A 26,505-nucleotide genomic window follows, 5' to 3' on the forward strand; every position below is an offset into this window, starting at 1 on the left:
AAGGCACGCGCGACCGCGCACGCGACCGCGCACGCGAAAAGGCCTGTTCCACCGTCGTACGGTGCGGGAACAGGCCTTTCCCCACGCGTGGGCGGTCGCGTGCGCGCCGCGCGGCCCGGTGGACCTACTTGGTGCGCCGGGTGACGAACTCCGCCAGCGCCAGCAACCCGCCCGCCGCCCCCAGGTCCGGGACGGCCCTGGAGAGCTGCTGCACGGCCCGGCCCATCCGGTCGGCGGCATGGGCCTGTGCCCAGTCGCGACCCCCGGCCCGGTCCACGGCGTCGGCCGCCGCGCGCACGTCGTCCCCGGTCATGGGGCCCGCGTACAGCGCGGCCAGCTCCTCGCCCGCCGCGGTGCCCGAGGTGAGGGCGGCCACGACCGGGAGGGACTTCTTGCGGGCGATCAGATCGGCCCCGGCGGGCTTGCCGGTGTGCCCCGGGTCCCCCCAGATGCCGATCAGGTCGTCGATCAGCTGGAAGGCCAGACCGGCCTCCCGGCCGAAGGCGTCCATCGCGTCGACCTCGTCCGGACCGGCCCCCGCGTACAGCGCCCCCAGCGCGCACGCGCAGCCCAGCAGGGCCCCGGTCTTGGCCGTCGCCATCATCAGGCACTCGTCGAGCGAGACGTCCCCGCGGCGCTCGAACGCACAGTCCGCCTGCTGCCCGGCGCACAGCTCGATCACACAGGCCGAGAGCCGGGCAGCGGCCGCCGGGGCGGCCGGGTGCGGATCCTCGGCCAGCAGCTTCAGCGCGAGCGACATCATCGCGTCGCCCGTGATGATGGCGTCCGGCATCCCGAACACGGTCCAGGCCGTGGCCCGGCCGCGCCGCCGGACGTCCTTGTCGATGACGTCGTCGTGCAACAGCGTGAAGTTGTGCGCCAACTCCACGGCGACGGCCGCCCGCACGGCGTCCCCGACCTCGGCGCCCGCCCCCTGGAGGGCCTGCGCCGAGGCGAGGACGAGCGCGGGCCGGATGGCCTTCCCCGCGTTCCCCGCGGCCGGACCGCCGTCCGCGTGTTCCCAGCCGAAGTGGTACATCGCCACGCGTCGCATCCCCGCGGGCAGACTCTCGATCGCCCGGCGGAGTTCCGGGTTGACCGTTTCCTTCGTCCGCTCCAGCAGGGCCGCGGCCTCGTGCCCCTCGCCGGTGGTGATCGCCTCAGTGGTCGCCATCGCGCTCCCCCGTACTCCCCCGTCGCCGTTCGACCGGGCCCCTCATCAGCGCCAGCGGGCGATCTCGACGTTCTCCAGCACGCCGAGCGCGTCCGGGACGAGCACCGCGGCGGAGAAGTAGGTGGTGACCAGGTAGGAGATGATCGCCTGCTCGCTGATGCCCATGAAGCGGACCGAGGTGCTCGGCTCGATCTCGTCCGGGATGCCCGGCTGGTGCAGACCGATCACGCCCGACTCGTCCTCGCCGGTGCGCATGCAAAGGATGGAGGTGGTCCGGGCGTCGCTGATCGGGATCTTGTTGGACGGGAAGATCGGCACCCCGCGCCAGGACGGCACCCGGTGCCCGCCGATCTCGATCGACTCCGGGTACAGCCCGCGCTTGTTGCACTCGCGGCCGAAGGCGGCGATGGCCTTGGGGTGCGCGAGGAAGAGCTTGGATCCGCGCCGCATGCTGAGCAGCTGGTCCATGTCGTCGGGGCTGGGCGCGCCGTCGTGCGGCTGGATGCGCTGGTCGTAGTCGGCGTTGTGGAGCAGGCCGAAGTCGCGGTTGTTGAGCATCTCGTGCTCCTGGCGCTCGCGGAGCGCCTCGACCGTGAGCCGCAACTGCTGCTCGGTCTGGTTCATCGGCTGGTTGTACAGGTCGGCGACGCGGGTGTGGACGCGCAGAACCGTTTGGGCGATGGAGAGCTCGTACTCGCGCGGCCGGGCCTCGTAGTCGACGAAGGTGCCGGGCAGCACGGCCTCGCCCTGGTGGCCGGCGGAGAGGTCGATCGCGGCCTCGCCGTACTTGTTGGTCCGCTGGGCGGGCAGGGCCCGCACCTCGTCCACGTGGGCCCGCAGCGAGTCCACCCGGTCGGCGAGGAGCTGGAAGTCCTGGCGGGAGAGGACGAGCGCGGTGCCGGAGGTGGCGGCGCGGGCGGTGTACTCCCAGATGGCCTCCTCGTCCACGAGGGCGTCCTCGCCGAAGTAGGCGCCGTCGGCGACGGTCTGCAGGACGGCGTCGTCGCCGTAGGGGCCGGTGCCGATCTGGTCGATCCGGCCGTGGGCGAGCAGGAACACCCTGTCGGCGGGGCTGCCGAAGGAGGTGAGCTCCTGGCCGGCCTCGAAGTCGACCTGGTGGCACCGGGCGGCGAGTTCGGTCAGGACGTCGATGTCCTCGTACTCGCGCAGCAGCGGGAGCTCTCCGAGTTCGGCGGGGATCACCTGGACCTGGGTACCGGTCTTGATGAACTCCACCCGGCCGTCACCGACGGAGTAGCTGAGCCGCCGGTTGACCCGGTACGTACCGCCCTGCACCGACACCCACGGGAGCATCTTGAGCAACCACCGGGAGGTGATCTCCTGCATCTGCGGCGCGGACTTGGTCGTGGTTGCCAAGTTCCGCGCGGCCGAGGTCCCGAGACTGCGCTGCGGTGCCTGGACTTCGGATTCGGAACCTGCCTGGACCGACATGTGTTTCCCTTTCGATCACTCCATGGATCTGCGGGATCAGCCTTCCAGTGCGCAGCGTGGTGGGACCATTACACAAAAGGGTGGGACTACTCCGTATGGGGTGTGGGCACCCTGAAGAGTCACTTTCTCCTCTCCAGCCCCACCGACCCCTCTGGTTTCAGCCATCCCCGCCCCTCGCACCGCCTTAACTTGCATCAAAGATTCAAGTTTCCTAGGGTGACCTCATGCGGCTGACCCGATTCACCGATCTGGCGCTCCGCGTCCTGATGCGCCTGGCCGTCGAGGACACGGACCTCCCCACGACGCGCGAGGTCGCGGCGACCATGGAGGTCCCGTACACCCACACCGCGAAGGTGGTGGCCAGGCTGCAACACCTCGGCCTGGTCGAGGCGCGGCGCGGCCGGGGCGGCGGGCTCGCCCTGACCGGCGCCGGCCGCGCCGCCTCGGTGGGCGCGGTGGTGCGCGAACTGGAGGGTGTCGGCGACGTCGTGGACTGCGACGGCGCCGTCCCGTGCCCACTGCGGAGCGCCTGCTTTCTGCGTGGTGCGCTGCGTCGGGCCCAGGAGGCCTTCTTCGCAGCACTGGACCCGCTCACGGTGAACGACCTGGTGGCGGCCCCCACCGGACCGCTGCTGCTCGGCATTTCGAGCGGACCGCCCGGTCGGGGCGGGGGCCCCGCCGACTGAGGCGCGGATGGCCGGTTCCGAACGGCCGCGACCCGCCCACGCCACACCCGAGGGCTCTTCGAACAGATCTCCGCATCGCCCCGGAGGCCCTCGCGCCCTTTAATTGGTATCCCATAGTCCATTTACAGAGGAGCCCCCCGATGCTGTCCGAGAAGTCGACCGCGACCGTACGCGCCACCCTGCCCGCCGTGGGGGCGGCCGTCGGCGACATCGCGGAACTCTTCTACGCGAAGCTGTTCGCCGCACACCCGGCCCTGCTCCGCGACCTGTTCAACCGCGGCAACCAGAAGGCCGGACTGCAACAGCAGGCCCTGGCCGGCTCCATCGCCGCCTTCGCCGGCCACCTCGTCCGACACCCCGACACCCGGCCCGACGTGATGCTGAGCCGCATCGCCCACAAGCACGCCTCGCTCGGCATCACCCGCGACCAGTACGCGATCGTTCACCGGCACCTGTTCGAGGCCATCGCGGAGGTCCTCGGGGAGGCCGTCACCCCTGCGGTCGTCGAGGCCTGGGACGAGGTCTACTGGCTGATGGCGGGCGCCCTCATCGCCATCGAGGAGCGGCTGTACGCCGAGCAGCGGGTCGTCGCGGGCGACGTCTGGCGCCCGTGGACGGTCGTCCGGCGCGTCGAGGAGACCGTCGACTGCGCCACCTTCCACCTGGTCCCGGCCGACGGTGCGCCCGCACCCGGCTTCAAGCCGGGCCAGTACGTCTCCGTACAGGTCGAGCTCCCGGACGGCGCACGGCAGATCCGCCAGTACAGCCTCTCCTCGTCGCCCGGATCCCCGGTCCGCGCGATCACCGTCAAGCGGGTCCACGGGCCGGCCGCGGCCGGCCCGGACGGGGAGGTCTCCCACCACCTGCACACCGAGGTCCGCGTCGGCGACACCCTGCGCGTCTCGGTCCCGTACGGCGACCTGGTGCTCCAGGACCCGACCTCGCCCGTACTGCTGGCCTCGGCCGGGATCGGCTGCACGCCGATGCTGTCGATGCTGGAGCACCTGACCGAGACCGGGCACGGCGCCCCGGTGACCGTCCTGCACGCCGATCGCTCCCCGGCCGACCACGCCCTGCGGGGCGACCACCGGGCCTTCACGCACAAGCTCGCCGACGCCTCGGCCCGGTTCTGGTACGAGACCGGCCACGAGGACGCCGCCGCCGGCGACGGGGTCGGCCGGCTCGACCTCTCCGACGTCCCGGTGGCTCCGGGCACCCACGCCTACCTGTGCGGACCGCTGCCCTTCATGCGGGCGGTCCGCGAACAACTGCTCCACAAGGGCGTGCCGGCGGCCAACATCCACTACGAGGTCTTCGGCCCCGACCTGTGGCTCGCCTCCGCGTGACAGCCGAGGCCGGCGGGACGCGAGGGGCAGACGGGACCTCCGGGAATGTCCGGATTCGCTCGCTCGCCGTACGAACGCGCTAGCCGCGGAAGGACTCCCTCCACTACACCGGAACGTGACGGGCCGAACACGAAAGGTGTTCGGCCCCTCACGCACGGAAGGAGGCGTTCATGTCCGCACCCATGTCCGCAGACCGTTTCCTCACCCAATTGCGCAACGAGGGGCTGCGCGTCGTCGAGGTCGGCGCCTGGCGCACCCACAACCGCAACCACAAGGGGCCCTGGGGACCGGTCAACGGGGTGATGATCCATCACACCGTCACGCAGGGCACCGCCTACACGGTCCGGCTCTGCCGGGACGGCGACGAGGACCTGCCCGGCCCGCTCTGCCACGGCGTGATCACCAAGGACGGCCGGGTCCACCTCGTCGGCTACGGCCGCGCCAACCACGCGGGCTCCGGCGACTCCGACGTCCTGGCCGCGGTGATCGCCGAGAAGCGGCTGCCCCCGGACCACACGGCGAACACCGACGGCAACCGACACTTCTACGGCTTCGAGTGCGAGAACCTCGGCGACGGCAAGGACCCCTGGCCCGCGGTGCAGCTCGATGCCATGGTCCGGGCGGCCGCGGCCGTCTGCCGCTTCCACGGTTGGACCGAGCGCTCGGTGATCGGGCACCTCGAATGGCAACCGGGCAAGATCGACCCCAAGGGGTTCACGATGACGTGGTTCCGAGAACGCGTGGCGGACCGCCTCAAGTGACCGCCCCACCAAGGGGCGGACCCTGACACCGTCCGCCCAGGCGGGCTTCGCCGTGCGGATGCCCGATCTCCTCGCCGCACACCTGGACGGCGAAGCCGCGCTCCGGCCGGCGGCCCTTCCCGGAAGGCTCGTCGGTCACGGCACTAGCCGAGATACGGGGCGGAGCGGTGCTCCAGGAAATGCCGCAGGCGCAGGCGTTGGGTGTGGTGCATGGGCAGTGCGTCGAGATCCACCGGCGCCACGAATCGCAGTTCCGTGCTCTCGTTCGAGAGGGACAGTTCTCCGCCGGTGATGCGGGCAGTGAAGCAGACGTTGAACTGTCGCCTGACCTCGCCGTCGGTGTACTCGATGATGTGCCGGGGGTCCGTGTACGTGCCGACCAGTCCCGTGATCTCCACGTCGAGGCCGGTCTCCTCCTTGACCTCGCGGACGGCCGTGCCGGGCAGCGAGTCGTCCAGGTCCATCCCTCCGCCGGGCAGCGCCCACAGGTCGTTGTCCGTGCGCCGTTGCAGCAGGATGCGGCCTTCGCCGTCGGTGACCACCGCCGATGCGGCCACGACCATGCTGTTCGGCTCGGGCGCGTGAGGGTCGTCGTAGTACTCGGTCCGGGCCATCCGGTCATGCCTCCACAGGACGCGCTGTCTCCCACACGGCATCGAAGCTGTCCGCGTACGTGTCGAACATGCCGCCCGAATCGTGGCGGCGAAGGTGCCACACGGGCGCACCGTACGCGTTCACACCCCAGACGTGGGCATTGACCAACACCTGATCATCAGCCCGGTACAAGCTGTTGTAGAGCGTCGTCCCGTGCGTCCGAAGCTCGATGCCCGGCACGCTCGCCAACGGCCGGTAGTGCAAGAGAGCGAGGCGACAGCGGGATTCGATGCCGTGCCCGAACTTCTCTTCCCGCCCTCGCTGCCGGACGTTCCCGCTGTCCGCGTCACCGACTGCGATGCGTACCGCGCACCCGTCGGCGGCACGCTCCCGCAGGAGATCGTTCAGCCGGGGATACGCCTCGTGCAGGAACACCGCCGCGTAGACCAGGACGTCGATGCGCTCGCGCGCCGCCGCGAGGAGATCCACGAACACGGATACGGGAAGGTCTGCCCGCTGGTCGTACAGAGCGACCAGTTCCGTGCTGACGGCCCGCGCTGCCCGTGCTTGCCGGAGCGCCGGCCACAGGGCGTGGATGTCCTCGCCCAACGTCTCCGCCGCCTTGAGTGCGGTTGCCCGCCTTGGGGTGCGCCCGAGGTTCACCCAGCGTTCCACGCTCTTCGGGTCCACGCCGGTCACGCCGGCCAATGAGGCATGAGTCCAGCCGCCGGATGCCATGACGGCCCTTAACCGCTCGTTCTGCATGGGGACGTTCTACAGGCTGTGGGACGTCCCGAAGTGCCGAACGTACGAGGTTCCCCCGTCCTGATCATCGGCGGGACGATCGCGGCACCAGCGGATGTGAAGGGGCTTCGAAATGGTGCGGGAATCGTGGCAACAGGTCGAACAGCGTGATCCGTTCCCGGCACCGGACCCCGATCCGGCGGATCCGCACTGCGACGTGTGCGGTGCGCTGGTCGCTCAGCGCACAGAGTGCTACCGGCGCCGGGACCTCTCGGCAGTCGTGGACTGCAACGTGGAGATCCGCCGGCACCCACACGCGGAGGTGAGTCGATGACCCGCGCCGTGCTCCGCTACGTCGCCCACACGATCCGGCACGCCCCCGAGGGCGGGGTGACCTGCGAGGCGTTCTGCGTCGCCGAGGGCTGTGCAGCCGAGTCCGGCGCTCATGCCGAGCAGGCGGACGCGCAGGACTGGGCTCTGCGGCACGCCGGGCGGACGGGGCACGACCTGTTCAGGCGGGTGTTCACGGATCACGCGCGCGTCACCCGCGAGGCGTGGGCTCCGGGCCGCCGGCGCCGACGACGGCGATCAGAGGAGGGGCTCTGACGTGCGACGGCATGGACATGAGCGCCCACAATGGGCGGGTGAACAGCCCCGTGGATCCCCGCTCCCTGCTCCTGCCCCGCCCGCCGTCGCCGCTGGTCGAGGCGTCGGACGAGCGGTTCGAGCGGTACGGCGTGCGGTTGGTGCTCAAGCGGGACGACCTCGTGCACCCCGAGCTGCCGGGGAACAAGTGGCGCAAGCTCGCGCCGAACCTGCGGGCGGCCCTGGACGGGGGGTTCCCGGCGCTGGTGACCTTCGGCGGGGCCTACTCCAACCACCTGCGGGCCACCGCCGCCGCCGGGCGGCTGCTCGGGCTGCCGACGGTCGGCGTGGTCCGGGGCGACGAGTTGGCCGGCCGGCCGCTGAACCCGTCCCTGGCCCGCTGCGCGGCGGACGGGATGCGGCTGCACTTCACGTCCCGGTCGCATTACCGCCGCAAGGCCGAACCCGACATCCTGGCCCGGCTGCTCGCGGCGGCGGGCGCGGAGGGCGCGTACGTGATCCCCGAAGGCGGCAGCAACGCCCTCGCCCTGACCGGCTGCGCGGAGCTGGGCCGCGAGCTGCGCGGCGCGGCCGACGTGGTGGCGGTCGCCTGCGGCACCGGCGGCACCCTGGCGGGCCTGGCGGCGGGGCTGGGCCCCGCGCAGCGGGCGTGGGGCGTACCGGTGCTCGCGGGTGGCTTCCTGGCGGCGGAGATACGTTCCCTCCAGGAGGCCGCCTTCGCAGGCCCGGTCGGCGACTGGACCCTGGCCGAGGGCTTCGACCACGGGGGGTACGCGAAGGTCCCGGCGGAACTGGAGGCGTTCGCGGCGGACTTCGAGCGCCGCCACGGGGTCCCGATCGAGCGTGTCTACGTCGCGAAGCTGCTCTGGGCGCTGACCGCCCTGACGGAGTCCGGCACGTTCCCCCCGGGCACCACCCTCGCGGCCGTCGTCACGGGCCGCCCCTGACCCCGCCGCCCGGGAGCGGCGGCCTCCCCGACCCGACCCGACCCGACCCGACCCCGCCCCGGCGCCCGGCGCCCGCCGCGCCCGGGGTCAGGAGGATTCCTCCCGGTAGGCCGCCGCCTCCTCCAGGTCCAGCCTGCGCAGCAACGCCCGCAGCATCTCGTCGTCGATCCGCCGCTGGTCCCGCAGCGTCACGAACACCTCCCGCTCGGCCTCGATCATCTCGCCGGCCAGGCGCCGGTAGACGTCGTCCGCCGACTCGCCCGTGACCGCGTTGACCTCGCCGAGCCGTTCCCACACCGCGTTGCGCCGCCGCTCCAGCACCGTGCGCAGCCGGTCCGCGAGCGGCGGCGGGAGCGCGTTCGCCGGGTCGGCGAGCAGTTCGTCGAGCCGCTCCTCCGCCGACCGCGACGCCTCGCTCTGCGCCTGCGCCTCCGCCAGCGTCTCGGCCTGCGCGTCCCTCGGCGGCAGCCTCAGCAGGCGGATCAGCGGGGGCAGCGTCAGGCCCTGGACCACCAGGGTCCCGATGACGGTGGTGAAGGTCAGGAACAGGATCAGGTTGCGGTGCGGCACGCTCAGCGGGACGGAGAAGGCGATGGCCAGCGAGACCACACCGCGCATGCCCGCCCATCCCACGATGACGGGCGCCTTCCAGTTGGTCTCCGGCTCCCGCTCGCGGATCCGTTCGGACAGCACCCGCGGCAGGAAGGTCGCCGGGAACACCCAGACGAACCGGGCCACGACCACGGCCAGGAACACCGCCAGCGCGTACCAGGCCGCGTCCGGGCCCGCGTACTCGTCGAGCCCCTTGAGGACCACCGGCAGTTGGAGCCCGATCAGCGCGAAGACCACCGACTCCAGGACGAAGGAGATCACCTTCCACACCGCGGCCTCCTGGAGCCGGGTGGCGAAGTCGACCTGCCAGTTGCGGTGTCCGAGGTACAGCGCGACGACGACCACGGCGAGCACCCCGGACGCGTGCACCCGTTCGGCCGCCGCGTACGCCACGAAGGGGATCAGCAGCGACAGGGTGTTCTGGAGCAGCGGGTCCCGCAGCGACCTGCGCAGCAGGTGGATGGGCACCATCAGCAGCAGGCCCATGCCGACGCCGCCCACCGAGGCCAGCAGGAACTCGACGATCCCGCCCGCCCAGCCGGCGCTGACGCCGACCGCCGCCGCCAGGGCCACCTTGTACGCGGTGATGGCGGTGGCGTCGTTCACCAGGGACTCGCCCTGGAGGATCGTCGTGATCCGGTTCGGCAGGCCGAGTTTGCGGGCGATCGCGGTGGCGGCCACCGCGTCCGGCGGCGCGACGACCGCGCCCAGCACCAGCGCCACCGGCAGTGACAGACCGGGTACGAGCAGGTAGGCCGCGTACCCGACGGCGAGCGTCGCGAAGAGCACGTACCCGACCGACAACAGGGCGATCGGCCGCGCGTTGGCCCGCAGGTCCAGGTAGGAGCTCTCCATGGCGGCGGTGTGCAGCAGCGGCGGGAGCAGCAGCGGCAACACGATGTGCGGGTCGAGCGTGTACGACGGCACGCCCGGGATGTACGACGCCATCAAACCGGCCGCGACGAGCAGCAGCGGGGCCGACACGGACGTCCGACGGGCCAACCCCGCGACCACCGCGCTGCCCGCCACGAGTGCCACCAGCGGCAATACCTCCATCGAAGACCCATCCTCATCAGTCCGCGGGCGCCCGCACCTCAGTACGCTGGCCATCATGAGCGAGTGCACCCACGTTGCCGAACTGCCGCGCCCCGAGCCCATCCCCCTTGCCCAGACCTGTCCCGAATGTCTGACACTCGGAAGCCATCCGGTGCAGCTGCGGATGTGCCTGGCGTGCGGTTACGTGGCCTGCTGCGATTCCTCCCCCTACCGGCACGCCACGGCACACCACCGCGAGACGGGTCACCCGATGATGCGCAGCTTCGAACCGGGCGAGACCTGGCGGTGGTGTTTTGTCGACGGTTCGATCGTCTGAGGCGGGGTAGGTCAACCCTCCGCCGGTTCCCCTGATTTGGGCCCGCAGACCCCTAGCCACTGTCCGTACCCATGGGCTTACCATCGGTCACCGGCCTGCGGGCGTGGGTACTCCGGGCAGGTGTCACACGGGGTGCCGCGACACGATCGCCCGGATCGCGATAGCGTCACCGGCGAACAGAGCTCGTACCACCTTGGAGGTGAGGGTGTCCCAGATCGCAGGCGAGCCCGGGACCCAGGACTTCGTGGAAGTCCGGCTGCCGGCTGCGGGTGCCTACCTGTCGGTGCTGCGAACGGCCACGGCCGGCCTCGCCGCACGTTTGGACTTCACCCTCGACGAGATCGAGGACCTCCGCATCGCGGTGGACGAAGCCTGCGCGATCCTGCTCCAGCAGGCCGTGCCCGGCTCCGTCCTCAGTTGCGTCTTCCGGCTGGTCGACGACTCGCTGGAGGTCACGGTCTCCGCACCGACCACCGACGGGCGCGCACCGGAGCGGGACACGTTCGCGTGGACGGTCCTGTCGGCGCTGGCCGGCAAGGTCGAGGCGACGGTCGAGGAGGACCGGACAGTGAGCATCAGCCTCTACAAACAGCGCGGCGCGGGGCCAGGCCCGGCGTGAGCGGCGGGGAGATCCCGGTGCGGGGCGGGGATCGGCCCCGGGTACGACACGAGGTCGACGGTGGCATCCCGGAGCAACTGCACGCCCGGCCACACCCGGCCGACGCGGATGCGGAAGACGGCTTTTTGGACTCGGCGGAGCGACGGGCGGGCCCTGTGAGCGAGAACCAGCACGAAGAACCACAACCAGCACAGCCACCGCCGGCCGCTGCCACGGCCCCGATGGCCCCGATCCCGATGGCGCACGTGCCGCTGCCGGATCCGCGCGACCGCAGTGGCGCGCGGGCCCTCTTCTTCGAGCTGCGGGAACTGCCCGACGGCTCGCCGGAGCGGGCCGAACTTCGCAACCGGCTGGTCCGGATGCACCTGCCGCTGGTCGAGCACCTGGCACGGCGGTTCCGCAACCGCGGGGAGCCGCTCGACGACCTGACCCAGGTGGCGACCATCGGCCTGATCAAGTCGGTGGACCGGTTCGACCCGGACCGCGGCGTCGAGTTCTCGACGTACGCCACGCCCACGGTCGTCGGCGAGATCAAGCGCCACTTCCGTGACAAGGGCTGGGCGGTGCGGGTGCCGCGGCGCCTTCAGGAGCTGCGGCTCTCGTTGACCACGGCCACGGCGGAACTCTCGCAGCAACACGGCCGCTCCCCCACGGTGCACGAGTTGGCCGAACGGCTCGGCATCTCCGAGGAGGAGGTGTTGGAGGGGCTGGAATCGGCCAATGCCTACAGCACGCTCTCCCTGGACGTCCCGGACACCGACGACGAGTCGCCGGCGGTGGCGGACACCCTGGGTTCGGAGGACGAGGCGCTGGAGGGCGTCGAGTACCGCGAGTCCCTCAAGCCGTTGCTGGAAGGACTGCCGCCGCGGGAGAAGCGGATCCTGCTGCTGCGGTTCTTCGGCAACATGACCCAGTCGCAGATCGCGCAGGAGGTCGGCATCTCCCAGATGCACGTCTCGCGACTGCTGGCCCGCACCCTGGCCCAGCTCCGGGAGAAGCTCCTCGTCGAGGAGTAGGACGTACGGATCGACGTACGGGTTATCGGGTCTGTTCCCCAGGCCCGATACCAAGCGCTTCGGTGGCCGTCGGGTTCACCAGCAGCGCCCCCACGGCCACGGCGGTGAGCGCCAGCGCCACCGCGGCGGCGACCATCGCCCCGCCCGTGGTCCACAGGGTCCAGGCGACCGGCATCGCCATCAGTTGGGTGATCAGCGCCGGGCCGCGGCTCCAGCGGCGGCCCAGGCGCAGCCCGCGCGCCGCGATCAGCGGCAGCGCGGCGAGCGCGAGCAGCGTCACACCCCCGGTCTCGGCCTGCTGCGGGGAGTCGGGATCGCCGGCGATGCCCACGTACAGCATGTAGACGCCGAGGCCGGCGAGCGCCAGGCCCTCCAGCGCGGTGAGCACGGCGGCGGCCGTCAGCCGACCGGGCAGCACGGCGGGGGACGTCGCGGGCGAGGGGGCGGGAACGTTCGAGGTCGGCTTCTTACTCACCCCAGCAGGGTAGCCGCGCCCCGCCGGCCCCGGAGGGGACGGGCAGTAGGGGCCTCCCTCGGAGGGGTGGGTAGGCTGGCGTTCATGCGTGCACTTCTCGTGGCCAACCCAGCAGCGACGACGACCAGTGCGCGCACGCGTGACGTCCTGACCCACGCCCTGGCCAGCGAGATGAAGCTGGAGGCGGTGACCACCGAGTACCGGGGGCACGCGCGGGACCTCGGGCGCAGGGCGGCCAACGAGGGTGTCGATCTCGTCGTGGCGCTGGGCGGGGACGGCACCGTCAACGAGGTGGTCAACGGGCTGCTGCACAACGGGCCCGATCCGGACCGGCTGCCCCGGCTCGCGGTGGTCCCCGGCGGATCCACGAACGTGTTCGCCCGTGCGCTCGGCCTGCCGAACGACGCGGTCGAGGCGACCGGCGCCCTGCTCGACGCCCTGCGCGAGGAACGCGAACGGACGGTCGGCCTCGGTCTGGCGGCCGGCACCCCGGGCACGGAGGACGAGTCCGTCCCGGCGCGCTGGTTCACCTTCTGCGCGGGCTTCGGCTTCGACGCGGGTGTGGTGGGGCGGGTGGAGCAGCAGCGGGAACGCGGCAAGCGTTCGACGCACTCCCTCTATGTGCGACAGCTCATGCGCCAGTTCTGGGACGAGCCGAACCGCAGGCACGGCACGGTCACGCTGGAGCGGCCCGGCGCGGATCCGGTGACGGATCTGGTGCTGTCGATAGTCTGCAACACCTCGCCGTGGACGTATCTGGGCAATCGTCCGCTTTACGCGTCCCCGGAGGCGTCGTTCGATACCGCGCTTGACGTACTGGCACTCGATCGTTTGTCAACTCCGGCGGTCGCCAGGTACGCCACGCAGCTCCTGACCTCGACTCCTGAACGCGGGCCGCACGGCAAGCATGCGGTGTCTCTGCACGATCTGACCGACTTCACCTTGCATTCGAAGGTTCCGCTCCCGTTCCAGATGGACGGCGACCACCTCGGGCTACGCACCAGCGTTCGGTTCACAGGCGTACGCCGTGCACTGCGTGTGATTGTGTGAGTGGAAGGGCCAAAAGTCCTTTCACTCGAACGTATACACGCTGGTCCACCCCCAGGAACTAGGGCTGTGACCTAGTAGACACCGACGAATCCAAAAAAACTTTCCGGAAGGGGTTGTATCCCCGTCCGAGGTTTGCGAATCTCTACATGGCGATCGGGACAGCCCGCACAACCCGGCACCCACACAGATCGCCAGAACCCCTCCACGAATCTCGGACCCCACCAGGCAACTGGGGGTCGGCCCTTCCCTCACGGGGGGATTCGTGAAAGCGTTCACATTCACAAGCAACCTGCCCGCAATACAAGGAGATGGAGCAGCCATGGACTGGCGTCACAACGCCGTTTGTCGTGAGGAAGACCCGGAACTCTTCTTCCCCATCGGCAACACCGGTCCTGCGCTGCTGCAGATCGAGGAAGCCAAGGCCGTCTGCCGCCGCTGCCCCGTGATGGAGCAGTGCCTGCAGTGGGCGCTCGAGTCCGGTCAGGACTCCGGCGTCTGGGGCGGCCTCAGCGAGGACGAGCGCCGCGCGATGAAGCGCCGCGCCGCTCGCAATCGGGCGCGCAACGCCACCGCCTGACATCGACTTTCGAGCCTCGAGCCGCAGCGCGTAGTACCCGTATAAGCGCTCAGCAACGTGCTCTTGAGCCCCGGACCGAGAACTTTCGGTCCGGGGCTCAGTGCTGTGCGGGATGCGAAACGGATCAGAACCGATCGGAATCGTCACTCAGGGTCATGTCCCGGCTGCTACTCGCTGCTACTTCTGCGGGCTGGCCGGTATGTCGAGGACGACCCGGGTGCCGCGCGGTTCGACCCGGACCATGTCGAACGTTCCCCCGAGTTCACCCTCCACGAGGGTGCGCACGATCTGGAGCCCGAGGTTGCCGGCCCGCTGGGGATCGAAGCCCTCGGGCAGGCCGCACCCGTCGTCGAGCACCGTGATCAACAGTCGGGCGTCGGCCCGCCCGGAGCCGGAGCGCGCGGCGGACACCTCGACGGTGCCGCCCTCCCCCTGGGTGAAGGCGTGTTCCAGGGCGTTCTGCAGGATCTCGGTCAGCACCATCGACAGCGGGGTCGCGACCTCGGCGTCGAGGATCCCGAACCGGCCGGTGCGTCGGCACTCCACCTTGCCGGGCGAGATCTCGGCGACCATCGCGATCACCCTGTCGGCGATCTCGTCGAACTCCACGCGCTCGTCCAGGTTTTGGGAGAGCGTCTCGTGCACGATCGCGATCGATCCGACGCGGCGCACCGCCTCGTTCAGGGCCTCCCGGCCCTGCGGGGAATCCATTCGGCGGGCCTGGAGCCGCAAGAGCGCGGCCACCGTCTGGAGGTTGTTCTTCACCCGGTGGTGGATCTCCCGGATGGTCGCGTCCTTGGTGATCAATTCACGTTCGCGACGACGCAGTTCCGTCACGTCGCGGCACAGCACCAGGGAACCGATCCGGGTGCCCTTGGGCTTGAGCGGGATCGCCCGTAGCTGGATGACGCCGCCGTTCCCCTCGACCTCGGTCTCCCGGGGGGCCCAGCCGCTGGCGAGTTTGACCAGGGCCTCGTCCACCGGGCCCCGGGAGGGGGCGAGTTCGGCGGTGGCGTTGCCCAGGTGCTGGCCGACCAGGTCGGAGGCGAGGCCGAGCCGGTGGTAGGCGGAGAGCGCGTTCGGGGACGCGTACGTGACCACCCCGTCGGCGTCGAGCCGGATCAGGCCGTCCCCGACGCGCGGGGAGGCGTCCATGTCCACTTGCTGGCCGGGGTACGGGAAGGAGCCCGCCGCGATCATCTGGGCCAGGTCGGAGGCCGACTGGAGGTAGGTCAGCTCCAGTCGGCTCGGTGTACGCACGGTGAGCAGGTTGGTGTTGCGGGCGATCACTCCCAGTACCCGCCCCTCACGACGGACGGGGATCGACTCGACGCGGACCGGGACCTCCTCGCGCCACTCCGGGTCGCCCTCGCGCACGATCCGCCCCTCGTCGAGCGCCGCGTCGAGCAGCGGACGCCGGCCGCGCGGAACCAGGTGTCCGACCATGTCGTCCTGATAGGAGGTCGGCCCCGTGTTCGGGCGCATCTGCGCGACCGACACGTACCGGGTGCCGTCGAGGGTGGGCACCCACAGCACGAGGTCGGCGAAGGAGAGGTCGGAGAGCAGCTGCCACTCGGAAACCAGCAGGTGGAGCCACTCCAGGTCGGTTTCACCGAGAGCGGTGTGCTGGCGTACGAGGTCGTTCATGGAGGGCACGTGGCGAGCGTACCCCGGGTATGGCCATGACTTTCCCCACGGCTCTTACCCAGGAGTACCCAGGAGGGGCCCGGTCCGCGTACTGTTGGAGGAAGTGACGGGTCGCATACCCCCGTCATTGGATGGACAGAACAGAATGGTCTAGTCCACAATTGACTTAAGCTTCCGCCCTCCCCGCACAGGAGGACGGATCGAGGTAACCCGCGCGCTCTGCCCTGACCGCGCGGGCTCCTCCCACCGGCCGGAGGGAACCGCACACCCGCCGGCCGTAAGTACTCCGGGCTACGGTGCCGGGCGGGTCGAGGGTCCCGTCCCGCACCGTGGCCCAGAGGAATTCCAGGGCCGCAGAGCCCCATTCCCCGCAATTCCCCGCCGCGTTCGCGCGAGAGCCGCTGAATTTGCGCGCCTTTTCCCCGGGTCACCCCTTCACGCGCCGATCGACGCACACGCGAAGCACCATCCCCGCACGACTCCCCTCCCCTGGCCGTCACGCTCCGTGACCGACTGGATCCGGGCCCCGAGCGACCCCGAGGGGGCGGCGCCTCCGACGGCTTCCGGGAGGCCGCGGACAGCGGGCGGGACCACCATGGAAAGAGGGAAGCGGCCCGCCGGGAAGGGGTCCGTTCTGTTAGATTGGTCTATACCACACCACCTCTCCAGATCGGCAGGCCCCGCGTGGAAGTTGTCATCGTCCCGGACGCCAAGGCAGGCGGCGAGCTCATCGCGGAGGCCATGGCCGCCCTGGTCCGCCGCAAGCCCGACGCCCTGCTCGGCGTGGCGACCGGCTCTACCCCGCTGCCCGTCTACGAGGCCCTCGCGGCCAAGGTCGAGGCCGGCCTGGTCGACGCCTCGAAGGCCCGGGTCTGCCAGCTCGACGAGTACGTAGGCCTGCCGGCGGGCCACCCCGAGTCCTACCGCGCGGTCGTGCTCCGCGAGGTCGTCGCGCCCCTCGGGCTCACCGAGTCCTCGTTCATGGGGCCGGACGGGTCCGCCGAGGACGTCCAGGCGGCCTGTGTGGCCTACGACGAGGCCCTGGCCGCGGCCGGCGGCGTGGACCTCCAACTGCTCGGCATCGGCACCGACGGGCACATCGGCTTCAACGAGCCGTGCTCCAGCCTCGCCTCCCGCACCCGGATCAAGACGCTGACGGAGCAGACCCGCGTGGACAACGCGCGCTTCTTCGACAACGACATGGACCAGGTCCCGCACCACGTCATCACCCAGGGCATCGGCACCATCCTCGACGCCCGTCACCTGGTCCTGCTGGCCACCGGCGAGGGCAAGGCCGAGGCGGTCGCGCAGACGGTCGAGGGGCCGCTGTCCGCGCTCGTCCCGGCATCCGCGCTCCAACTGCACCGGCACGCCACGGTCGTCGTGGACGAGGCCGCCGCGTCCAAGCTGAAGCTGGCGGACTACTTCCGCCACACGTACGCCAACAAGCCCTCCTGGCAGGGTCTGTAGCCGACGGCCGCGAAGGGCCGGGCCTCCCTGACGGGGCGGCCCGGCCCTTCCGCGTACCCGGCCCTTCCGCGTACCCGACATGCCGGCCGCCCCCGGACACGACGGAGCCGGGCACCCCCGTGACGGGTGCCCGGCTCCGTGGCCTGCGAGGCGGCCGGATCCGAGAGAGCCGGCCTAGACGCCCGCGATGACCTCCGCGGCGGCCCGCCCGCACACCCGTGAGGCGCCGTGCGTCGCGATGTACAGCGCCCCGCGCGGCTCGGCGCGCGGCAGGCCCATCTCGACCACCACCGTGTCGGGGCGGGCCGTGACCAGCGCGTCCAGGGCCTCGATCATCCACGGGTGCCGGTGCGCGTCCCGGACGACCGCGACGACGGTGCGGTCCCCCGCCGCCGCCAGGACGTCCCCGGCGCCGGCGCCCCGCGGGTACACGCCCGACCGGGTGCCGGGGAGCAGCTCGGCCAGTTCCGCCGCGACGCCCCACGGGGTCTCGTCGCCCACCGCGATGTTCGCGACGGGTGCGAGCGTGGCGACGTACGGGGCGGTGACGGGAGTCGGCGAACCGCTCACGACCACCGCCCTGCGGGCCGCCGTCAGGCCGATGTCGGGCGCGTTCCCCTCCCGCGCGCCCGAGTCGGTGACGGCGGCCCGCGATCGCCGGGTCCAGTCGGCGAGGGCGCGGACCCGGGCGGCGGCGTCGGCGAGCCGCTCCTCGGGCAGCGTGCCCTCGCGGACGGCGGCGACCAGCGCGTCGCGCAGGGCGAGCACGGTCGCCTCGTCGGCGAGCCCGCCGCCGACGCAGATCGCGTCGGCGCCCGCGGCGATGGCCAGGACCGAGCCGCGCTCGATGCCGTAGGTGCCGGCGATGGCGTGCATCTCCATGCCGTCGGTGACGATCAGGCCCTCGTAGCCGAGTTCCTTGCGCAGCAGTCCGGTCAGGATGCGCGGGCTCAGCGTGGCCGGGCGGGCCGGGTCGAGGGCGGGCACCAGGATGTGCGCGCTCATGACGGCCTTCGTACCGGCCTCGATGGCGGCCTTGAACGGTACGAGTTCACGCGCCGTCAGGGTGTCGAGGTCCACGTCGATGCGGGGCAGCGCGTGGTGCGAGTCGACGTTGGTGTCGCCGTGGCCCGGGAAGTGCTTGGTGCAGGCGGCGACGCCGGCGGCCTGGAGCCCCGCGACGTAGGCGGCGGTGTGGCGGGCGGCGAGGTCGGTGTCGGCGCCGAAGGACCGTACGCCGATGACCGGGTTGTCCGGGTTGGAGTTGACGTCGGCGGAGGGCGCCCAGTTGAGGTTGACCCCGCACTCGGCGAGCCGGCGACCCAGCTCCCGGGCGACGTCGCGGGTCAGCGCGGTGTCGTCCACCGCGCCGAGGGCCAGGTTGCCGGGGAAGGACGAGCCGCCCCGGACCTCCAGGCGGGTGACGTCGCCGCCCTCCTCGTCGATGGCGACGAGCACGTCGTCGCGCTCGGCGCGCAGTCGCGCGGTCAGCGCGGAGAGCTGGTCGGACGAGGTGATGTTGCGGCCGAAGAGGCCGACGGCGGTGAGGCCCTCGGCGACCCGGCGCAGCAGCCAGGCGGGGGCGGTGGTGCCCTCGAAGCCGGGCTGGAGCACCGCGAGCGCGTCCCGGGTGAGGGTGTCGGTGTGGTGCGCAAGGACAGTCATGGGCCGTTATCCCTTCACGGCGCCGGCGGTGAGGCCCGCGGCCATCTTGCGCTGGACGATGAGGAAGAGCACGACGATCGGGATCGCCATCATGGTGGAGCCGGCCATCATGGGCGCGAACTCGGTGCCGTTCTTGGTGGTGAAGTTGCCGAGCCAGACGGTGGCGGTCTGGTTCTGCTGGCTCATCAGCATCAGTGCGTAGAGGTACTCGTTCCACGCCTGGATGAACCCGTAGACCGAGGTGGCGACCATGCCGGGGGCGAGCAGCGGGAAGACCACGCGCAGGAAGGCGCCGGTCGGCGTGCAGCCGTCGACCTGGGCGGCCTCCTCCAGTTCCTTCGGGATGTTGACGATGAATCCGCGCAGCGTCCACACGGTGAAGGGGAGGATGAACGTCAGGTACGTGATGATCAGGCCGGTGAGCTTGTCGTACTGGCCGAGGTCGTTGAGGAGCAGGAAGACCGGGATGATCATCGCGACGAGCGGGATCATCTGGACGGCGAGGATGCCCACGATGACGATCTTGCGGCCGCGGAAGGCGAAGCGGGAGATGGCCAGGGCGGCCAGCATGCCGACGACGATGCCGATGGACACGACGACGAGCGAGACGATCATGCTTCGGCCGACGGGACCCCAGAAGTCGGAGATCTCCAGCGCACGCCGGAAGTTGTCCAGGGTGAAGGTGCGCGGGAAGAAGTGGGGGTTCGGGTCGATCGCGTCCTTGGCCGGCTTGAAGGCCGTGTTCAGCATCCAGTAGACCGGGAAGCCGACGGTGGCGAAGACCACGAGGCCGATGAGGTTCCAGCCGAGCTTCGACTTCGCCTTCGGCTTGTTCTGCTTGCGGCGGGCGACGGGCGGGGTCGCGGTGGTCGAGGTCACTCCACCTCTCCGATCTTGAGCATCTGGCGCATGTAGACGGCGACCACTCCGAGCAGCAGCAGGACGGTCACGAGGGCGATGGCGGAGCCGCCCGAGTAGTCGTTGACCACGAAGGCCTGCTGGTAGGAGTAGGTGGTCAGCAGTTGGAACTCGGCCTCGGGGTTGCCGTTGCGCATCACGAAGACCTGCGGGAAGACGCCCATGTCCCAGATGACCGAGAGGGTCGTCAGCATCACGATGATCGGCTTCAGGATCGGCAGGGTGACGTGGCGGAACACGCCCCACGCGCCGGCGCCGTCGAGGCGCGCTGCCTCCTCCAGCTCCTTGGGCACCTGGGTGAGGCCCGCGCTGAGGGTGATGACGACGAAGGGCACCGCCCCCCAGACCACCAGGAGCATGATCACCGCGAGGCCCTGGGGGCCACTGGCGAACCAGTTGTGCCCGATCATGTCGACGCCGGGCAGCTTGCTCATCAGGTAGTTGAGGACGCCGTAGTCGGCGTCGAAGAGCCACTTGAAGACGGCGGTTGCGACGATGATCGGCATGCCCCAGCTCGCCACGAGGGCGATGCTGATGAGCGCCTTGACGAAGCCGGACACCTTCTGGAGCAGCAGCGCGATCAGCATGCCGATGACCATCGTCAGGACGACCGCGCCGGCCGCGAAGACGGCGGTGCGCAGGACGACGGTCCAGAAGACCCCGTCGCCGAGGATCTTCGTGAAGTTGTCGAGCCCGACGAACTCGGCGTCCTTGAAGCCCCAGAGTTCGGACTTGCCGAAGCTCTGGAAGGAGAGGGACACGAGTCTGAAGAGCGGGTACCCCATGACGAGGACGATGACCAGGAGGCACGGGGCGAGCAGCAGCCACGGGGTCGCGCCGGAACCCTTGCGGGTCGGCTTCCCCGGCTTGCCCGTGCGTCCCGTCCCGATTCCAACGGAGGTGTTCTGCTTCGCCGGCGGCAGGTCGGCGGTGGTTGTCTGTGCGGCACTCATCGCGTGCTCCTCGGGGGTCCCTCTCGTGACGGGCGGCAGGGCCCCGCCGATGTGGCGGGGCCCTGCCGGCCAGAGGTCACTTGCTGTTGATGACCTTGTCGATCTCGGCGTCGGCGGCCTTGGCCGCGTCCTCGACCGACTTCTTGCCGGTGCCGATCTCCTGGAGCAGGGTCTGCAGGAGCTTGGCCTTCTCGACCTGGCCCCAGCCCGGGGCGGTCGGCACGAACCAGGAGGACTCGGCGGCGGTGGCCGCGACCTGAGTCGCCGGGGCGGACTTGAGCGGGCCGAGGTCCGTCTTGTTGTTGGGCAGGTTGCCCTTGGCGATCAGGCCCTTCTGGCCCTGGGCGCCGGTGAAGGCGTTGATCCACTCGGAGGCGATGTCCTTGGCCTTGGACTTGGCCGGGACCGCGAGGTCGGAGCCGCCGAGGAAGACCGGGAGGTTCTTGCCGTTCGGGCCGGGCTGGACGAAGTTCTCCAGCTTGTCCTTCAGGCCGCCGACCTTGTCGTTCTTCGGGTCGGCCGCGGTGGCGCCCTCCCAGGCGGCCGCGAAGATGGCGGCGGAGTTGCCCTGGGCGAAGACGACCGGGCGGTCGGACTCGTCCTTGGTCTTGTCCGCGTGCATGTACTTGTCGAGGAGCTCCTTGTACTGCTTGAGCCCCTTCAGCGACTCGGGGGAGGACAGGGTGCCCTTCCACTTGTCGCCGTCCTTCTTGGCGATGGCGCCGCCGGCGTCGTAGACGTAGGACATCGCGGCGTACCAGTCGGGCGACGGCTGGTACAGGGCGCTGAACTTGTCGCCCTTGGCGGCCTGGATCTTGTCCAGGGCGCCGGTGTACTCGGCCCAGGTCTTGGGGGCGGCGGTGACGCCGGCCTCGGCGGCCAGGTCCTTGCGCCAGGTGCCGACGCGACCACCGGCGTAGTACGGGACGCCGTACGTCTTGCCGTCGTAGGTCACGGACTCCTTGAGGGCGTCCAGCCACGCGGAGGAGTTGTCGAACTTCGACGGGTCCACCTCGGAGAAGGCTCCGGTCGACATGTAGCCGATCATCTCGGAGTTGCCCATCTCGACGACGTCCGGCGCCTTGTCCGTGGCGAGCACGGCGTCCAGCTTGGCGTTCTTGTCCGGCCAGCCGTAGTACTCGTGCTTGACGGTGAGACCGGGGTGCTTCGCGACGACCGCGTCATCGGCCGCCTTGACCAGCTCCGGCCAGTTGTTCTGGGCGTCGACCGTCAGCCAGACGGTCAACTCCTTGGCGCCGGACGCCTTGTCGGCAGTGTTGCCGCCCTTGTCGTCCGAGCCACCGCACGCCGCCAGGCCGATAACCATGCCCGCGACTCCAACCGCCGCGATGAGCTTGCGCTTCACGCCACCCTCCTCAGGGATGCCTTCATGCACTTCCCTTGCCCGCCGCGGCGACATACGCGAAGTACTGCACGTGGGGCCGGGATCCGATCCATATTGGTTTAGACCAGCAACCGGAGCTTGGCCTAGACCTTTAGGGGTGTCAAGGGTCTAATGAGCGGGTGATCGGTCCGTTATCGGACCGACACCTGGGGGAGGGAGGAGGCCTGTCCTCCCGCTCGTGTCACGATGTGACCGCACATATGGAGGAGCCGGTGACGGCAGCGAAACTGGAGTCGGGAAGGCGGGCGGCGATGGCCACCGAAGGGGCGACCACGGAGCCGGAAGGCGGGGCGGCCACTCGCACGGCGCGGGTGCCCAAGTACTACCGACTCAAGCGGCACTTGCTCGACATGACCGAGACGCTCCCCCCGGGCACCCCGGTGCCGCCGGAGCGCACGCTGGCGGCCGAGTTCGACACCTCGCGGACCACGGTCCGCCAGGCCCTGCAGGAGCTCGTCGTCGAGGGCCGGCTGGAACGCATCCAGGGCAAGGGCACCTTCGTGGCCAAGCCCAAGGTCTCCCAGCCGCTCCAACTCTCCTCGTACACCGAGGACATGAGGGCCCAGGGGCTGGAGCCCACCTCACAGCTCCTCGACATCGGCTACGTGACGGCCGACGACACACTCGCCGGACTGCTCAAGATCACCACCGGTGGGCGGGTGCTGCGCATCGAGCGACTGCGCCTGGCGAGCGGCGAGCCGATGGCCATCGAGACCACCCACCTGTCGGCCAAGCGCTTCCCCGCGCTGCGCCGTTCGCTGGCCAAGTACACCTCTCTCTACACCGCCCTCGCGGAGGTGTACGACGTACGGCTCGCGGAGGCCGAGGAGACCATCGAGACCTCACTGGCCACCCCGCGCGAGGCCGGACTGCTCGGCACCGACGTCGGCCTGCCGATGCTGATGCTCTCCCGGCACTCGCTGGACGCCGACGGCGAACCGGTCGAATGGGTACGTTCGGTGTATCGCGGCGACCGTTATAAATTCGTCGCCCGCCTTCAGCGACCTGCCCTCTGATCAACGGTTGACTCCTGATCGGCCCCCGGTGGACGCTCGTACCGCTATACGGACGGGGGCTTACGTTCACCGGTCAGCCCCCGTAGATTCCCTGCGCTCAAGCAGTGATCAACGAGGGGACGACGATCATGGCGGAACCGGAAGCAACAGGTACACAACGGGACACGGCGGGAGCCTCGTCAGGGGGGCTCTCGCCGAAGTCGATCGCCGTCTGGGTGCTCGTCGGTCTCATCGGCGCGATCGGCTGGGGCGTACTGGCCCTCTCGCGGGGCGAGGAGATCTCGGCCGCGTGGCTGCTCGCCGCCGCCCTGGGCTCGTACGCGATCGGCTACCGCTTCTACGCGCGCTTCATCGCGAACCGCGTACTGAAGGTGGACAAGACCCGGGCGACCCCGGCCGAACGCCTTGACAACGGTGTCGACTTCCACCCCACAGACCGTCGCGTGCTCTTCGGTCACCACTTCGCCGCCGTCGCCGGAGCGGGCCCGCTGGTCGGCCCGGTGCTCGCCTCGCAGATGGGTTACCTGCCGGGCACGATCTGGATCGTGGCGGGCGTGATCTTCGCCGGCGCGGTCCAGGACATGGTCACGCTCTTCTTCTCGACCCGGCGCAACGGCCGTTCGCTCGGGCAGATGGCCCGTGACGAGATCGGCCCGGTGGGCGGAGCCGCCGCCCTGGTCGCCGTGTTCGCCATCATGATCATTTTGCTCGCGGTGCTGGCACTGGTCATCGTCAACGCCCTGGCGGACTCCCCCTGGGGCGTCTTCTCCATCGGCATGACCATCCCCATCGCCCTGTTCATGGGCTTCTACCTGCGCGTGCTGCGCCCCGGGCGCGTCACCGAGGTCTCCCTGATCGGCGTCGCCCTGCTGCTGCTCGCCATCGTCTCGGGCGGCTGGGTGGCGGACTCCTCGCTCGCCGAGTTCTTCACCCTCGACAAGCAGACCCTCGTCATCTGGATGGTCGCCTACGGCTTCGTGGCGTCGGTGCTGCCGGTGTGGATGCTGCTCGCGCCCCGCGACTACCTCTCCACCTTCATGAAGGTCGGCACGATCGCGCTGCTCGCGGTGGGCGTGGTCATCGCCATGCCGATGCTGAAGATGCCCGCGGTGACCGAGTTCGCCTCGCGCGGCGACGGTCCGGTCTTCGCCGGTTCGATGTTCCCCTTCGTGTTCATCACCATCGCCTGCGGTGCGCTGTCGGGCTTCCACTCCCTGGTCTCCTCGGGCACCACCCCGAAGATGATCCAGAAGGAGACCCAGGTCCAGGTCATCGGCTACGGCGCGATGCTCACCGAGTCCTTCGTCGCCGTCATGGCGGTGATCGCGGCCTGCATCATCGAGCCCGGGCTGTTCTTCGCGGTCAACTCCCCCGCCGGCGTGGTCGGCACCACCGTCGAGACCGCCTCGCAGGCGGTGACGAACTTCGGCTTCGCCATCTCCCCGGAGGCCCTCGCCCAGGCGGCGAAGGACGTGGAGGAGACCAGCCTGTTGTCACGGACGGGCGGCGCGCCGACCTTCGCACTCGGAATGTCGGAGATCTTCTCGTCGGTCATCGGCGGCGCCGGGATGAAGGCCTTCTGGTACCACTTCGCCATCATGTTCGAGGCGCTGTTCATCCTGACCACCGTCGACGCGGGCACCCGGGTCGGTCGGTTCATGCTCCAGGACACCCTCGGAAACGTGCACAAGTCCTTCAAGGACGTCAGCTGGAAGCCGGGCGTGTGGATCGCGAGCGCGGTCGTCGTCGGCGGCTGGGGCTACTTCCTGTGGGTCGGTGTCAGTGACCCGCTGGGCGGCATCAACCAGCTCTTCCCGCTGTTCGGCATCGCGAACCAGCTCCTCGCGGCGGTGGCCCTGGCCGTCTGCACCACCCTGCTGATCAAGTCGGGTCGGCTGAAGTGGGCCTGGGTGACGGGCGTCCCGCTGGCCTGGGACGTGGCGGTCACCCTCACCGCCAGCTATCAGAAGATCTTCTCCGACAACCCGAAGATCGGGTTCTTCGCTCAGCGGGACCTGTACCAGGACGGCATCGAGGCCGGGAAGGTGATCAAGCCCGCCAAGACCATGGGCGAGATGCACACCGTGGTCACCAACGCCACGGTGGACGGCGTCCTGTCGGTGCTGTTCGCGGTCCTGATCATCATCGTGCTGCTGGACGCGGCCCGGACCTGCGTCAAGGCCGTCCGCAAGCCGGAGACGGTCACCCTCACCGAGACCCCGTGGACCGAGTCGAAGATCGTCGCCCCGGCCGGTCTGATCGCCACCCCCGAGGAACGGGCGGAACTCGCCGCCGCGGGCCTCGACTCCGGCGGCGGCAAGACCCGGGAACCGGTCGCGTGAGCGGCCTGACGGCCGTGCGCGGGGCGTGGGCGAAGACCCGCTTCTACGTCCGCGAGTTCTCGGGCGAGGCCGCGTACGACCGGTACGTCGCACACGCCCGCGCGCACGACACGGACGCCGAGGTCATGACGCGGCGCGCCTTCGAGCGGGCCCGCACCGACGCCCGCGAGGCCGACCCGCGCGAGGGCTTCCGCTGCTGCTGACTCCGTCCGGGGCTCCCGAAGGGCCGCCGCGTTCCCCCCGGGGAACCCGGCGGCCCTTCGCGCGCCCGTCCGGACCCGGGCGTACGCGCTCGGCGCCCCCGTCCGTGGACACGCGCGACCCCTCGCACGCCCGTCCGACACACTCGACGGCATGGACATCGTGATCAGGGCGGCCGCGGCCGCCGAATACGAAGAGCTCGGCGAGATCACCGCGCGGGCCTACCTGGACGACGGGCTGCTGGACTTCAACGAGGACGACTCGTACCTGAACGTGCTGCGCGACGTGGCCGGCCGGGCCGCCTCCGGGGAGGTGCTCGTCGCGGACCACGACGGCACGGTCCTCGGCGGGGTGACGTTCGCCTCGAACGCGAGCCCGCTGGCCGACATCGCGGGCCCGGGCGAGGCGGAGTTCCGGATGTTGGCCGTCGCACGCGAGGCGCGCGGACGCGGGGCGGGCGAGGCTCTGGTGCGGGCGTGCATGGCCCGGGCGAGGGCCCTGGAGGGCGTGACGCACCTGGTGTTGTCCACCCAGCGGTCGATGACGGGGGCGCACAGGATCTACGAGCGCCTCGGCTTCACCCGAACACCAGAACGAGACTGGGCCCCGATCCCGGGCCTCACACTCCTGACCTACCGTCTGGAGCTGTAACCACGCCGACACAACATGTGGGGGGTCACGCATCCACCCGCCCCCACATGTATGCTCGTGCTCGCTGTCGTCGCAGGGGAATCCGGTGCGAATCCGGAACTGTCCCGCAACGGTGTGAAGTGCACCCATTCGTGCAACTACAAGTCCGAGGACCTGTCGACAGCGCGCCCGGCTCGACCGAACCGGGTGCAGACACGTCCGGGCCT

26 protein-coding genes and 1 riboswitch are annotated in these 26,505 nt (G+C 70.4%); of the genes, 15 read left to right on the forward strand and 11 right to left on the reverse strand.

Translation table 11 applies throughout. The features are described from left to right. Positions 1-124: 124 nt before the first annotated feature. Both ACFYW3_RS10000 and ACFYW3_RS10005 read right to left on the reverse strand, forming a co-directional pair. Complete coding sequence (locus ACFYW3_RS10000; RefSeq protein ID WP_351749163.1) at positions 125-1,174, reverse strand: family 2 encapsulin nanocompartment cargo protein polyprenyl transferase; 1,050 nt, start codon at positions 1,172-1,174, stop codon at positions 125-127. A gap of 45 nt (positions 1,175-1,219) precedes the next feature. Next, complete coding sequence (locus ACFYW3_RS10005; protein ID WP_266949804.1) at positions 1,220-2,626, reverse strand: family 2B encapsulin nanocompartment shell protein; 1,407 nt, start codon at positions 2,624-2,626, stop codon at positions 1,220-1,222. 224 nt (positions 2,627-2,850) lie between these two features. Here ACFYW3_RS10005 and ACFYW3_RS10010 point away from each other — a divergent pair, with 224 nt between their 5' ends. From ACFYW3_RS10010 to ACFYW3_RS10020, 3 genes are all read left to right on the forward strand, one after another. After that, the gene (locus ACFYW3_RS10010) at positions 2,851-3,312 is read left to right on the forward strand and encodes an RrF2 family transcriptional regulator (RefSeq protein ID WP_389386032.1); all 462 of its coding nucleotides are present in this window, start codon (positions 2,851-2,853) and stop codon (positions 3,310-3,312) included. Between the two features lie 140 nt (positions 3,313-3,452). Beyond that, on the forward strand, positions 3,453-4,658 hold the full coding sequence (locus ACFYW3_RS10015; RefSeq protein ID WP_389386033.1) for a globin domain-containing protein: 1,206 nt from the start codon (positions 3,453-3,455) through the stop codon (positions 4,656-4,658). 170 nt (positions 4,659-4,828) lie between these two features. After that, positions 4,829-5,419 carry an N-acetylmuramoyl-L-alanine amidase gene (locus ACFYW3_RS10020; RefSeq protein WP_053676438.1) on the forward strand — a complete coding sequence of 197 codons (591 nt, stop codon included), beginning with the start codon at positions 4,829-4,831 and terminating at the stop codon, positions 5,417-5,419. 143 nt (positions 5,420-5,562) lie between these two features. Here the strand turns inward: ACFYW3_RS10020 and ACFYW3_RS10025 are convergent, their stop codons facing one another. Further along, on the reverse strand, positions 5,563-6,033 hold the full coding sequence (locus tag ACFYW3_RS10025) for an NUDIX domain-containing protein (RefSeq protein ID WP_389386034.1): 471 nt from the start codon (positions 6,031-6,033) through the stop codon (positions 5,563-5,565). Positions 6,034-6,037: 4 nt separating this feature from the next. Continuing rightward, the gene (locus ACFYW3_RS10030) at positions 6,038-6,778 is read right to left on the reverse strand and encodes an XRE family transcriptional regulator (protein WP_351749152.1); all 741 of its coding nucleotides are present in this window, start codon (positions 6,776-6,778) and stop codon (positions 6,038-6,040) included. 309 nt (positions 6,779-7,087) lie between these two features. Here ACFYW3_RS10030 and ACFYW3_RS10035 point away from each other — a divergent pair, with 309 nt between their 5' ends. After that, complete coding sequence (locus ACFYW3_RS10035; RefSeq protein ID WP_389386035.1) at positions 7,088-7,363, forward strand: hypothetical protein; 276 nt, start codon at positions 7,088-7,090, stop codon at positions 7,361-7,363. A gap of 17 nt (positions 7,364-7,380) precedes the next feature. Next, positions 7,381-8,310: a 1-aminocyclopropane-1-carboxylate deaminase/D-cysteine desulfhydrase gene (locus ACFYW3_RS10040; RefSeq protein ID WP_389386036.1), complete on the forward strand. Its 930-nt coding sequence runs from the start codon at positions 7,381-7,383 to the stop codon at positions 8,308-8,310. A gap of 87 nt (positions 8,311-8,397) precedes the next feature. Here the strand turns inward: ACFYW3_RS10040 and ACFYW3_RS10045 are convergent, their stop codons facing one another. Beyond that, positions 8,398-9,978, reverse strand: coding sequence for a Na+/H+ antiporter (locus tag ACFYW3_RS10045; protein WP_351749144.1), 1,581 nt, complete (start codon positions 9,976-9,978; stop codon positions 8,398-8,400). Between the two features lie 55 nt (positions 9,979-10,033). Here ACFYW3_RS10045 and ACFYW3_RS10050 point away from each other — a divergent pair, with 55 nt between their 5' ends. From ACFYW3_RS10050 to ACFYW3_RS10060, 3 genes are all read left to right on the forward strand, one after another. Continuing rightward, a complete protein-coding gene (locus ACFYW3_RS10050; RefSeq protein WP_389386037.1) occupies positions 10,034-10,294 on the forward strand; it encodes a UBP-type zinc finger domain-containing protein in 261 nt (86 codons plus the stop codon). Between the two features lie 205 nt (positions 10,295-10,499). After that, the gene (locus tag ACFYW3_RS10055) at positions 10,500-10,913 is read left to right on the forward strand and encodes an anti-sigma regulatory factor (RefSeq protein ID WP_053676432.1); all 414 of its coding nucleotides are present in this window, start codon (positions 10,500-10,502) and stop codon (positions 10,911-10,913) included. A 17-nt stretch (positions 10,914-10,930) separates the two neighbouring features. Beyond that, positions 10,931-11,929: an RNA polymerase sigma factor SigF gene (locus ACFYW3_RS10060; protein ID WP_389386038.1), complete on the forward strand. Its 999-nt coding sequence runs from the start codon at positions 10,931-10,933 to the stop codon at positions 11,927-11,929. Positions 11,930-11,951: 22 nt separating this feature from the next. Here the strand turns inward: ACFYW3_RS10060 and ACFYW3_RS10065 are convergent, their stop codons facing one another. Further along, positions 11,952-12,404: a hypothetical protein gene (locus ACFYW3_RS10065; protein WP_389386039.1), complete on the reverse strand. Its 453-nt coding sequence runs from the start codon at positions 12,402-12,404 to the stop codon at positions 11,952-11,954. Between the two features lie 84 nt (positions 12,405-12,488). On the opposite strand from ACFYW3_RS10065, the gene ACFYW3_RS10070 reads away from it, so the two are divergent. Further along, complete coding sequence (locus ACFYW3_RS10070) at positions 12,489-13,454, forward strand: diacylglycerol kinase family protein (protein WP_351749137.1); 966 nt, start codon at positions 12,489-12,491, stop codon at positions 13,452-13,454. 319 nt (positions 13,455-13,773) lie between these two features. Next, positions 13,774-14,031: a WhiB family transcriptional regulator gene (locus ACFYW3_RS10075; RefSeq protein WP_004937597.1), complete on the forward strand. Its 258-nt coding sequence runs from the start codon at positions 13,774-13,776 to the stop codon at positions 14,029-14,031. A 177-nt stretch (positions 14,032-14,208) separates the two neighbouring features. Here ACFYW3_RS10075 and ACFYW3_RS10080 read toward each other — a convergent pair whose 3' ends face one another. Beyond that, positions 14,209-15,678 carry a PAS domain-containing sensor histidine kinase gene (locus tag ACFYW3_RS10080; protein ID WP_351749331.1) on the reverse strand — a complete coding sequence of 490 codons (1,470 nt, stop codon included), beginning with the start codon at positions 15,676-15,678 and terminating at the stop codon, positions 14,209-14,211. A 684-nt stretch (positions 15,679-16,362) separates the two neighbouring features. Here ACFYW3_RS10080 and nagB point away from each other — a divergent pair. Next, the gene (gene nagB / locus ACFYW3_RS10085) at positions 16,363-17,148 is read left to right on the forward strand and encodes a glucosamine-6-phosphate deaminase (protein ID WP_351378426.1); all 786 of its coding nucleotides are present in this window, start codon (positions 16,363-16,365) and stop codon (positions 17,146-17,148) included. Between the two features lie 174 nt (positions 17,149-17,322). Here the strand turns inward: nagB and ACFYW3_RS10090 are convergent, their stop codons facing one another. The 4 genes from ACFYW3_RS10090 to ACFYW3_RS10105 all read right to left on the reverse strand — a co-directional run bounded on the left by ACFYW3_RS10090 (position 17,323) and on the right by ACFYW3_RS10105 (position 22,050). Then, positions 17,323-18,813, reverse strand: a complete 1,491-nt coding sequence (locus ACFYW3_RS10090) for a glycoside hydrolase family 3 protein (protein ID WP_389386040.1) — start codon at positions 18,811-18,813, stop codon at positions 17,323-17,325. A 6-nt stretch (positions 18,814-18,819) separates the two neighbouring features. After that, on the reverse strand, positions 18,820-19,692 hold the full coding sequence (locus ACFYW3_RS10095; RefSeq protein ID WP_053676425.1) for a carbohydrate ABC transporter permease: 873 nt from the start codon (positions 19,690-19,692) through the stop codon (positions 18,820-18,822). Continuing rightward, on the reverse strand, positions 19,689-20,684 hold the full coding sequence (locus ACFYW3_RS10100; RefSeq protein WP_053676424.1) for a carbohydrate ABC transporter permease: 996 nt from the start codon (positions 20,682-20,684) through the stop codon (positions 19,689-19,691). Before ACFYW3_RS10100 ends, ACFYW3_RS10095 begins: the two co-directional genes overlap by 4 nt. A gap of 76 nt (positions 20,685-20,760) precedes the next feature. Next, a complete protein-coding gene (locus ACFYW3_RS10105; protein WP_053676423.1) occupies positions 20,761-22,050 on the reverse strand; it encodes an extracellular solute-binding protein in 1,290 nt (429 codons plus the stop codon). Between the two features lie 290 nt (positions 22,051-22,340). Here ACFYW3_RS10105 and ACFYW3_RS10110 point away from each other — a divergent pair, with 290 nt between their 5' ends. The 4 genes from ACFYW3_RS10110 to ACFYW3_RS10125 all read left to right on the forward strand — a co-directional run bounded on the left by ACFYW3_RS10110 (position 22,341) and on the right by ACFYW3_RS10125 (position 26,299). After that, a complete protein-coding gene (locus ACFYW3_RS10110; protein ID WP_053676497.1) occupies positions 22,341-23,105 on the forward strand; it encodes a GntR family transcriptional regulator in 765 nt (254 codons plus the stop codon). A gap of 128 nt (positions 23,106-23,233) precedes the next feature. Further along, positions 23,234-25,447, forward strand: a complete 2,214-nt coding sequence (locus ACFYW3_RS10115) for a carbon starvation CstA family protein (protein ID WP_351749329.1) — start codon at positions 23,234-23,236, stop codon at positions 25,445-25,447. A gap of 5 nt (positions 25,448-25,452) precedes the next feature. Beyond that, positions 25,453-25,650 (forward strand): YbdD/YjiX family protein, encoded by a 198-nt coding sequence (locus ACFYW3_RS10120; protein ID WP_351749327.1) that lies wholly within the window; start codon positions 25,453-25,455, stop codon positions 25,648-25,650. 151 nt (positions 25,651-25,801) lie between these two features. Beyond that, the gene (locus ACFYW3_RS10125) at positions 25,802-26,299 is read left to right on the forward strand and encodes a GNAT family N-acetyltransferase (RefSeq protein WP_351749130.1); all 498 of its coding nucleotides are present in this window, start codon (positions 25,802-25,804) and stop codon (positions 26,297-26,299) included. 76 nt (positions 26,300-26,375) lie between these two features. Continuing rightward, a riboswitch (cobalamin riboswitch) is annotated at positions 26,376-26,453 on the forward strand. The last annotated feature ends 52 nt before the right edge of the window (positions 26,454-26,505 follow it).

The organism is Streptomyces sp. NPDC002602, assembly GCF_042889445.1.
Classification (GTDB): domain Bacteria; phylum Actinomycetota; class Actinomycetes; order Streptomycetales; family Streptomycetaceae; genus Streptomyces.

Coding starts and splice junctions, on each gene's coding strand:
- ACFYW3_RS10000 (WP_351749163.1), bottom strand. CDS start 1,174: ATGGCGACCACTGAGGCGATCACCACCGGCGAGGGGCACGAGGCCGCG.
- ACFYW3_RS10005 (WP_266949804.1), bottom strand. CDS start 2,626: ATGTCGGTCCAGGCAGGTTCCGAATCCGAAGTCCAGGCACCGCAGCGC.
- ACFYW3_RS10010 (WP_389386032.1), top strand. CDS start 2,851: ATGCGGCTGACCCGATTCACCGATCTGGCGCTCCGCGTCCTGATGCGC.
- ACFYW3_RS10015 (WP_389386033.1), top strand. CDS start 3,453: ATGCTGTCCGAGAAGTCGACCGCGACCGTACGCGCCACCCTGCCCGCC.
- ACFYW3_RS10020 (WP_053676438.1), top strand. CDS start 4,829: ATGTCCGCACCCATGTCCGCAGACCGTTTCCTCACCCAATTGCGCAAC.
- ACFYW3_RS10025 (WP_389386034.1), bottom strand. CDS start 6,033: ATGGCCCGGACCGAGTACTACGACGACCCTCACGCGCCCGAGCCGAAC.
- ACFYW3_RS10030 (WP_351749152.1), bottom strand. CDS start 6,778: ATGCAGAACGAGCGGTTAAGGGCCGTCATGGCATCCGGCGGCTGGACT.
- ACFYW3_RS10035 (WP_389386035.1), top strand. CDS start 7,088: ATGACCCGCGCCGTGCTCCGCTACGTCGCCCACACGATCCGGCACGCC.
- ACFYW3_RS10040 (WP_389386036.1), top strand. CDS start 7,381: ATGAGCGCCCACAATGGGCGGGTGAACAGCCCCGTGGATCCCCGCTCC.
- ACFYW3_RS10045 (WP_351749144.1), bottom strand. CDS start 9,978: ATGGAGGTATTGCCGCTGGTGGCACTCGTGGCGGGCAGCGCGGTGGTC.
- ACFYW3_RS10050 (WP_389386037.1), top strand. CDS start 10,034: ATGAGCGAGTGCACCCACGTTGCCGAACTGCCGCGCCCCGAGCCCATC.
- ACFYW3_RS10070 (WP_351749137.1), top strand. CDS start 12,489: ATGCGTGCACTTCTCGTGGCCAACCCAGCAGCGACGACGACCAGTGCG.
- ACFYW3_RS10075 (WP_004937597.1), top strand. CDS start 13,774: ATGGACTGGCGTCACAACGCCGTTTGTCGTGAGGAAGACCCGGAACTC.
- ACFYW3_RS10080 (WP_351749331.1), bottom strand. CDS start 15,678: ATGAACGACCTCGTACGCCAGCACACCGCTCTCGGTGAAACCGACCTG.
- ACFYW3_RS10090 (WP_389386040.1), bottom strand. CDS start 18,813: ATGACTGTCCTTGCGCACCACACCGACACCCTCACCCGGGACGCGCTC.
- ACFYW3_RS10100 (WP_053676424.1), bottom strand. CDS start 20,684: ATGAGTGCCGCACAGACAACCACCGCCGACCTGCCGCCGGCGAAGCAG.
- ACFYW3_RS10110 (WP_053676497.1), top strand. CDS start 22,341: ATGGCCACCGAAGGGGCGACCACGGAGCCGGAAGGCGGGGCGGCCACT.
- ACFYW3_RS10115 (WP_351749329.1), top strand. CDS start 23,234: ATGGCGGAACCGGAAGCAACAGGTACACAACGGGACACGGCGGGAGCC.
- ACFYW3_RS10125 (WP_351749130.1), top strand. CDS start 25,802: ATGGACATCGTGATCAGGGCGGCCGCGGCCGCCGAATACGAAGAGCTC.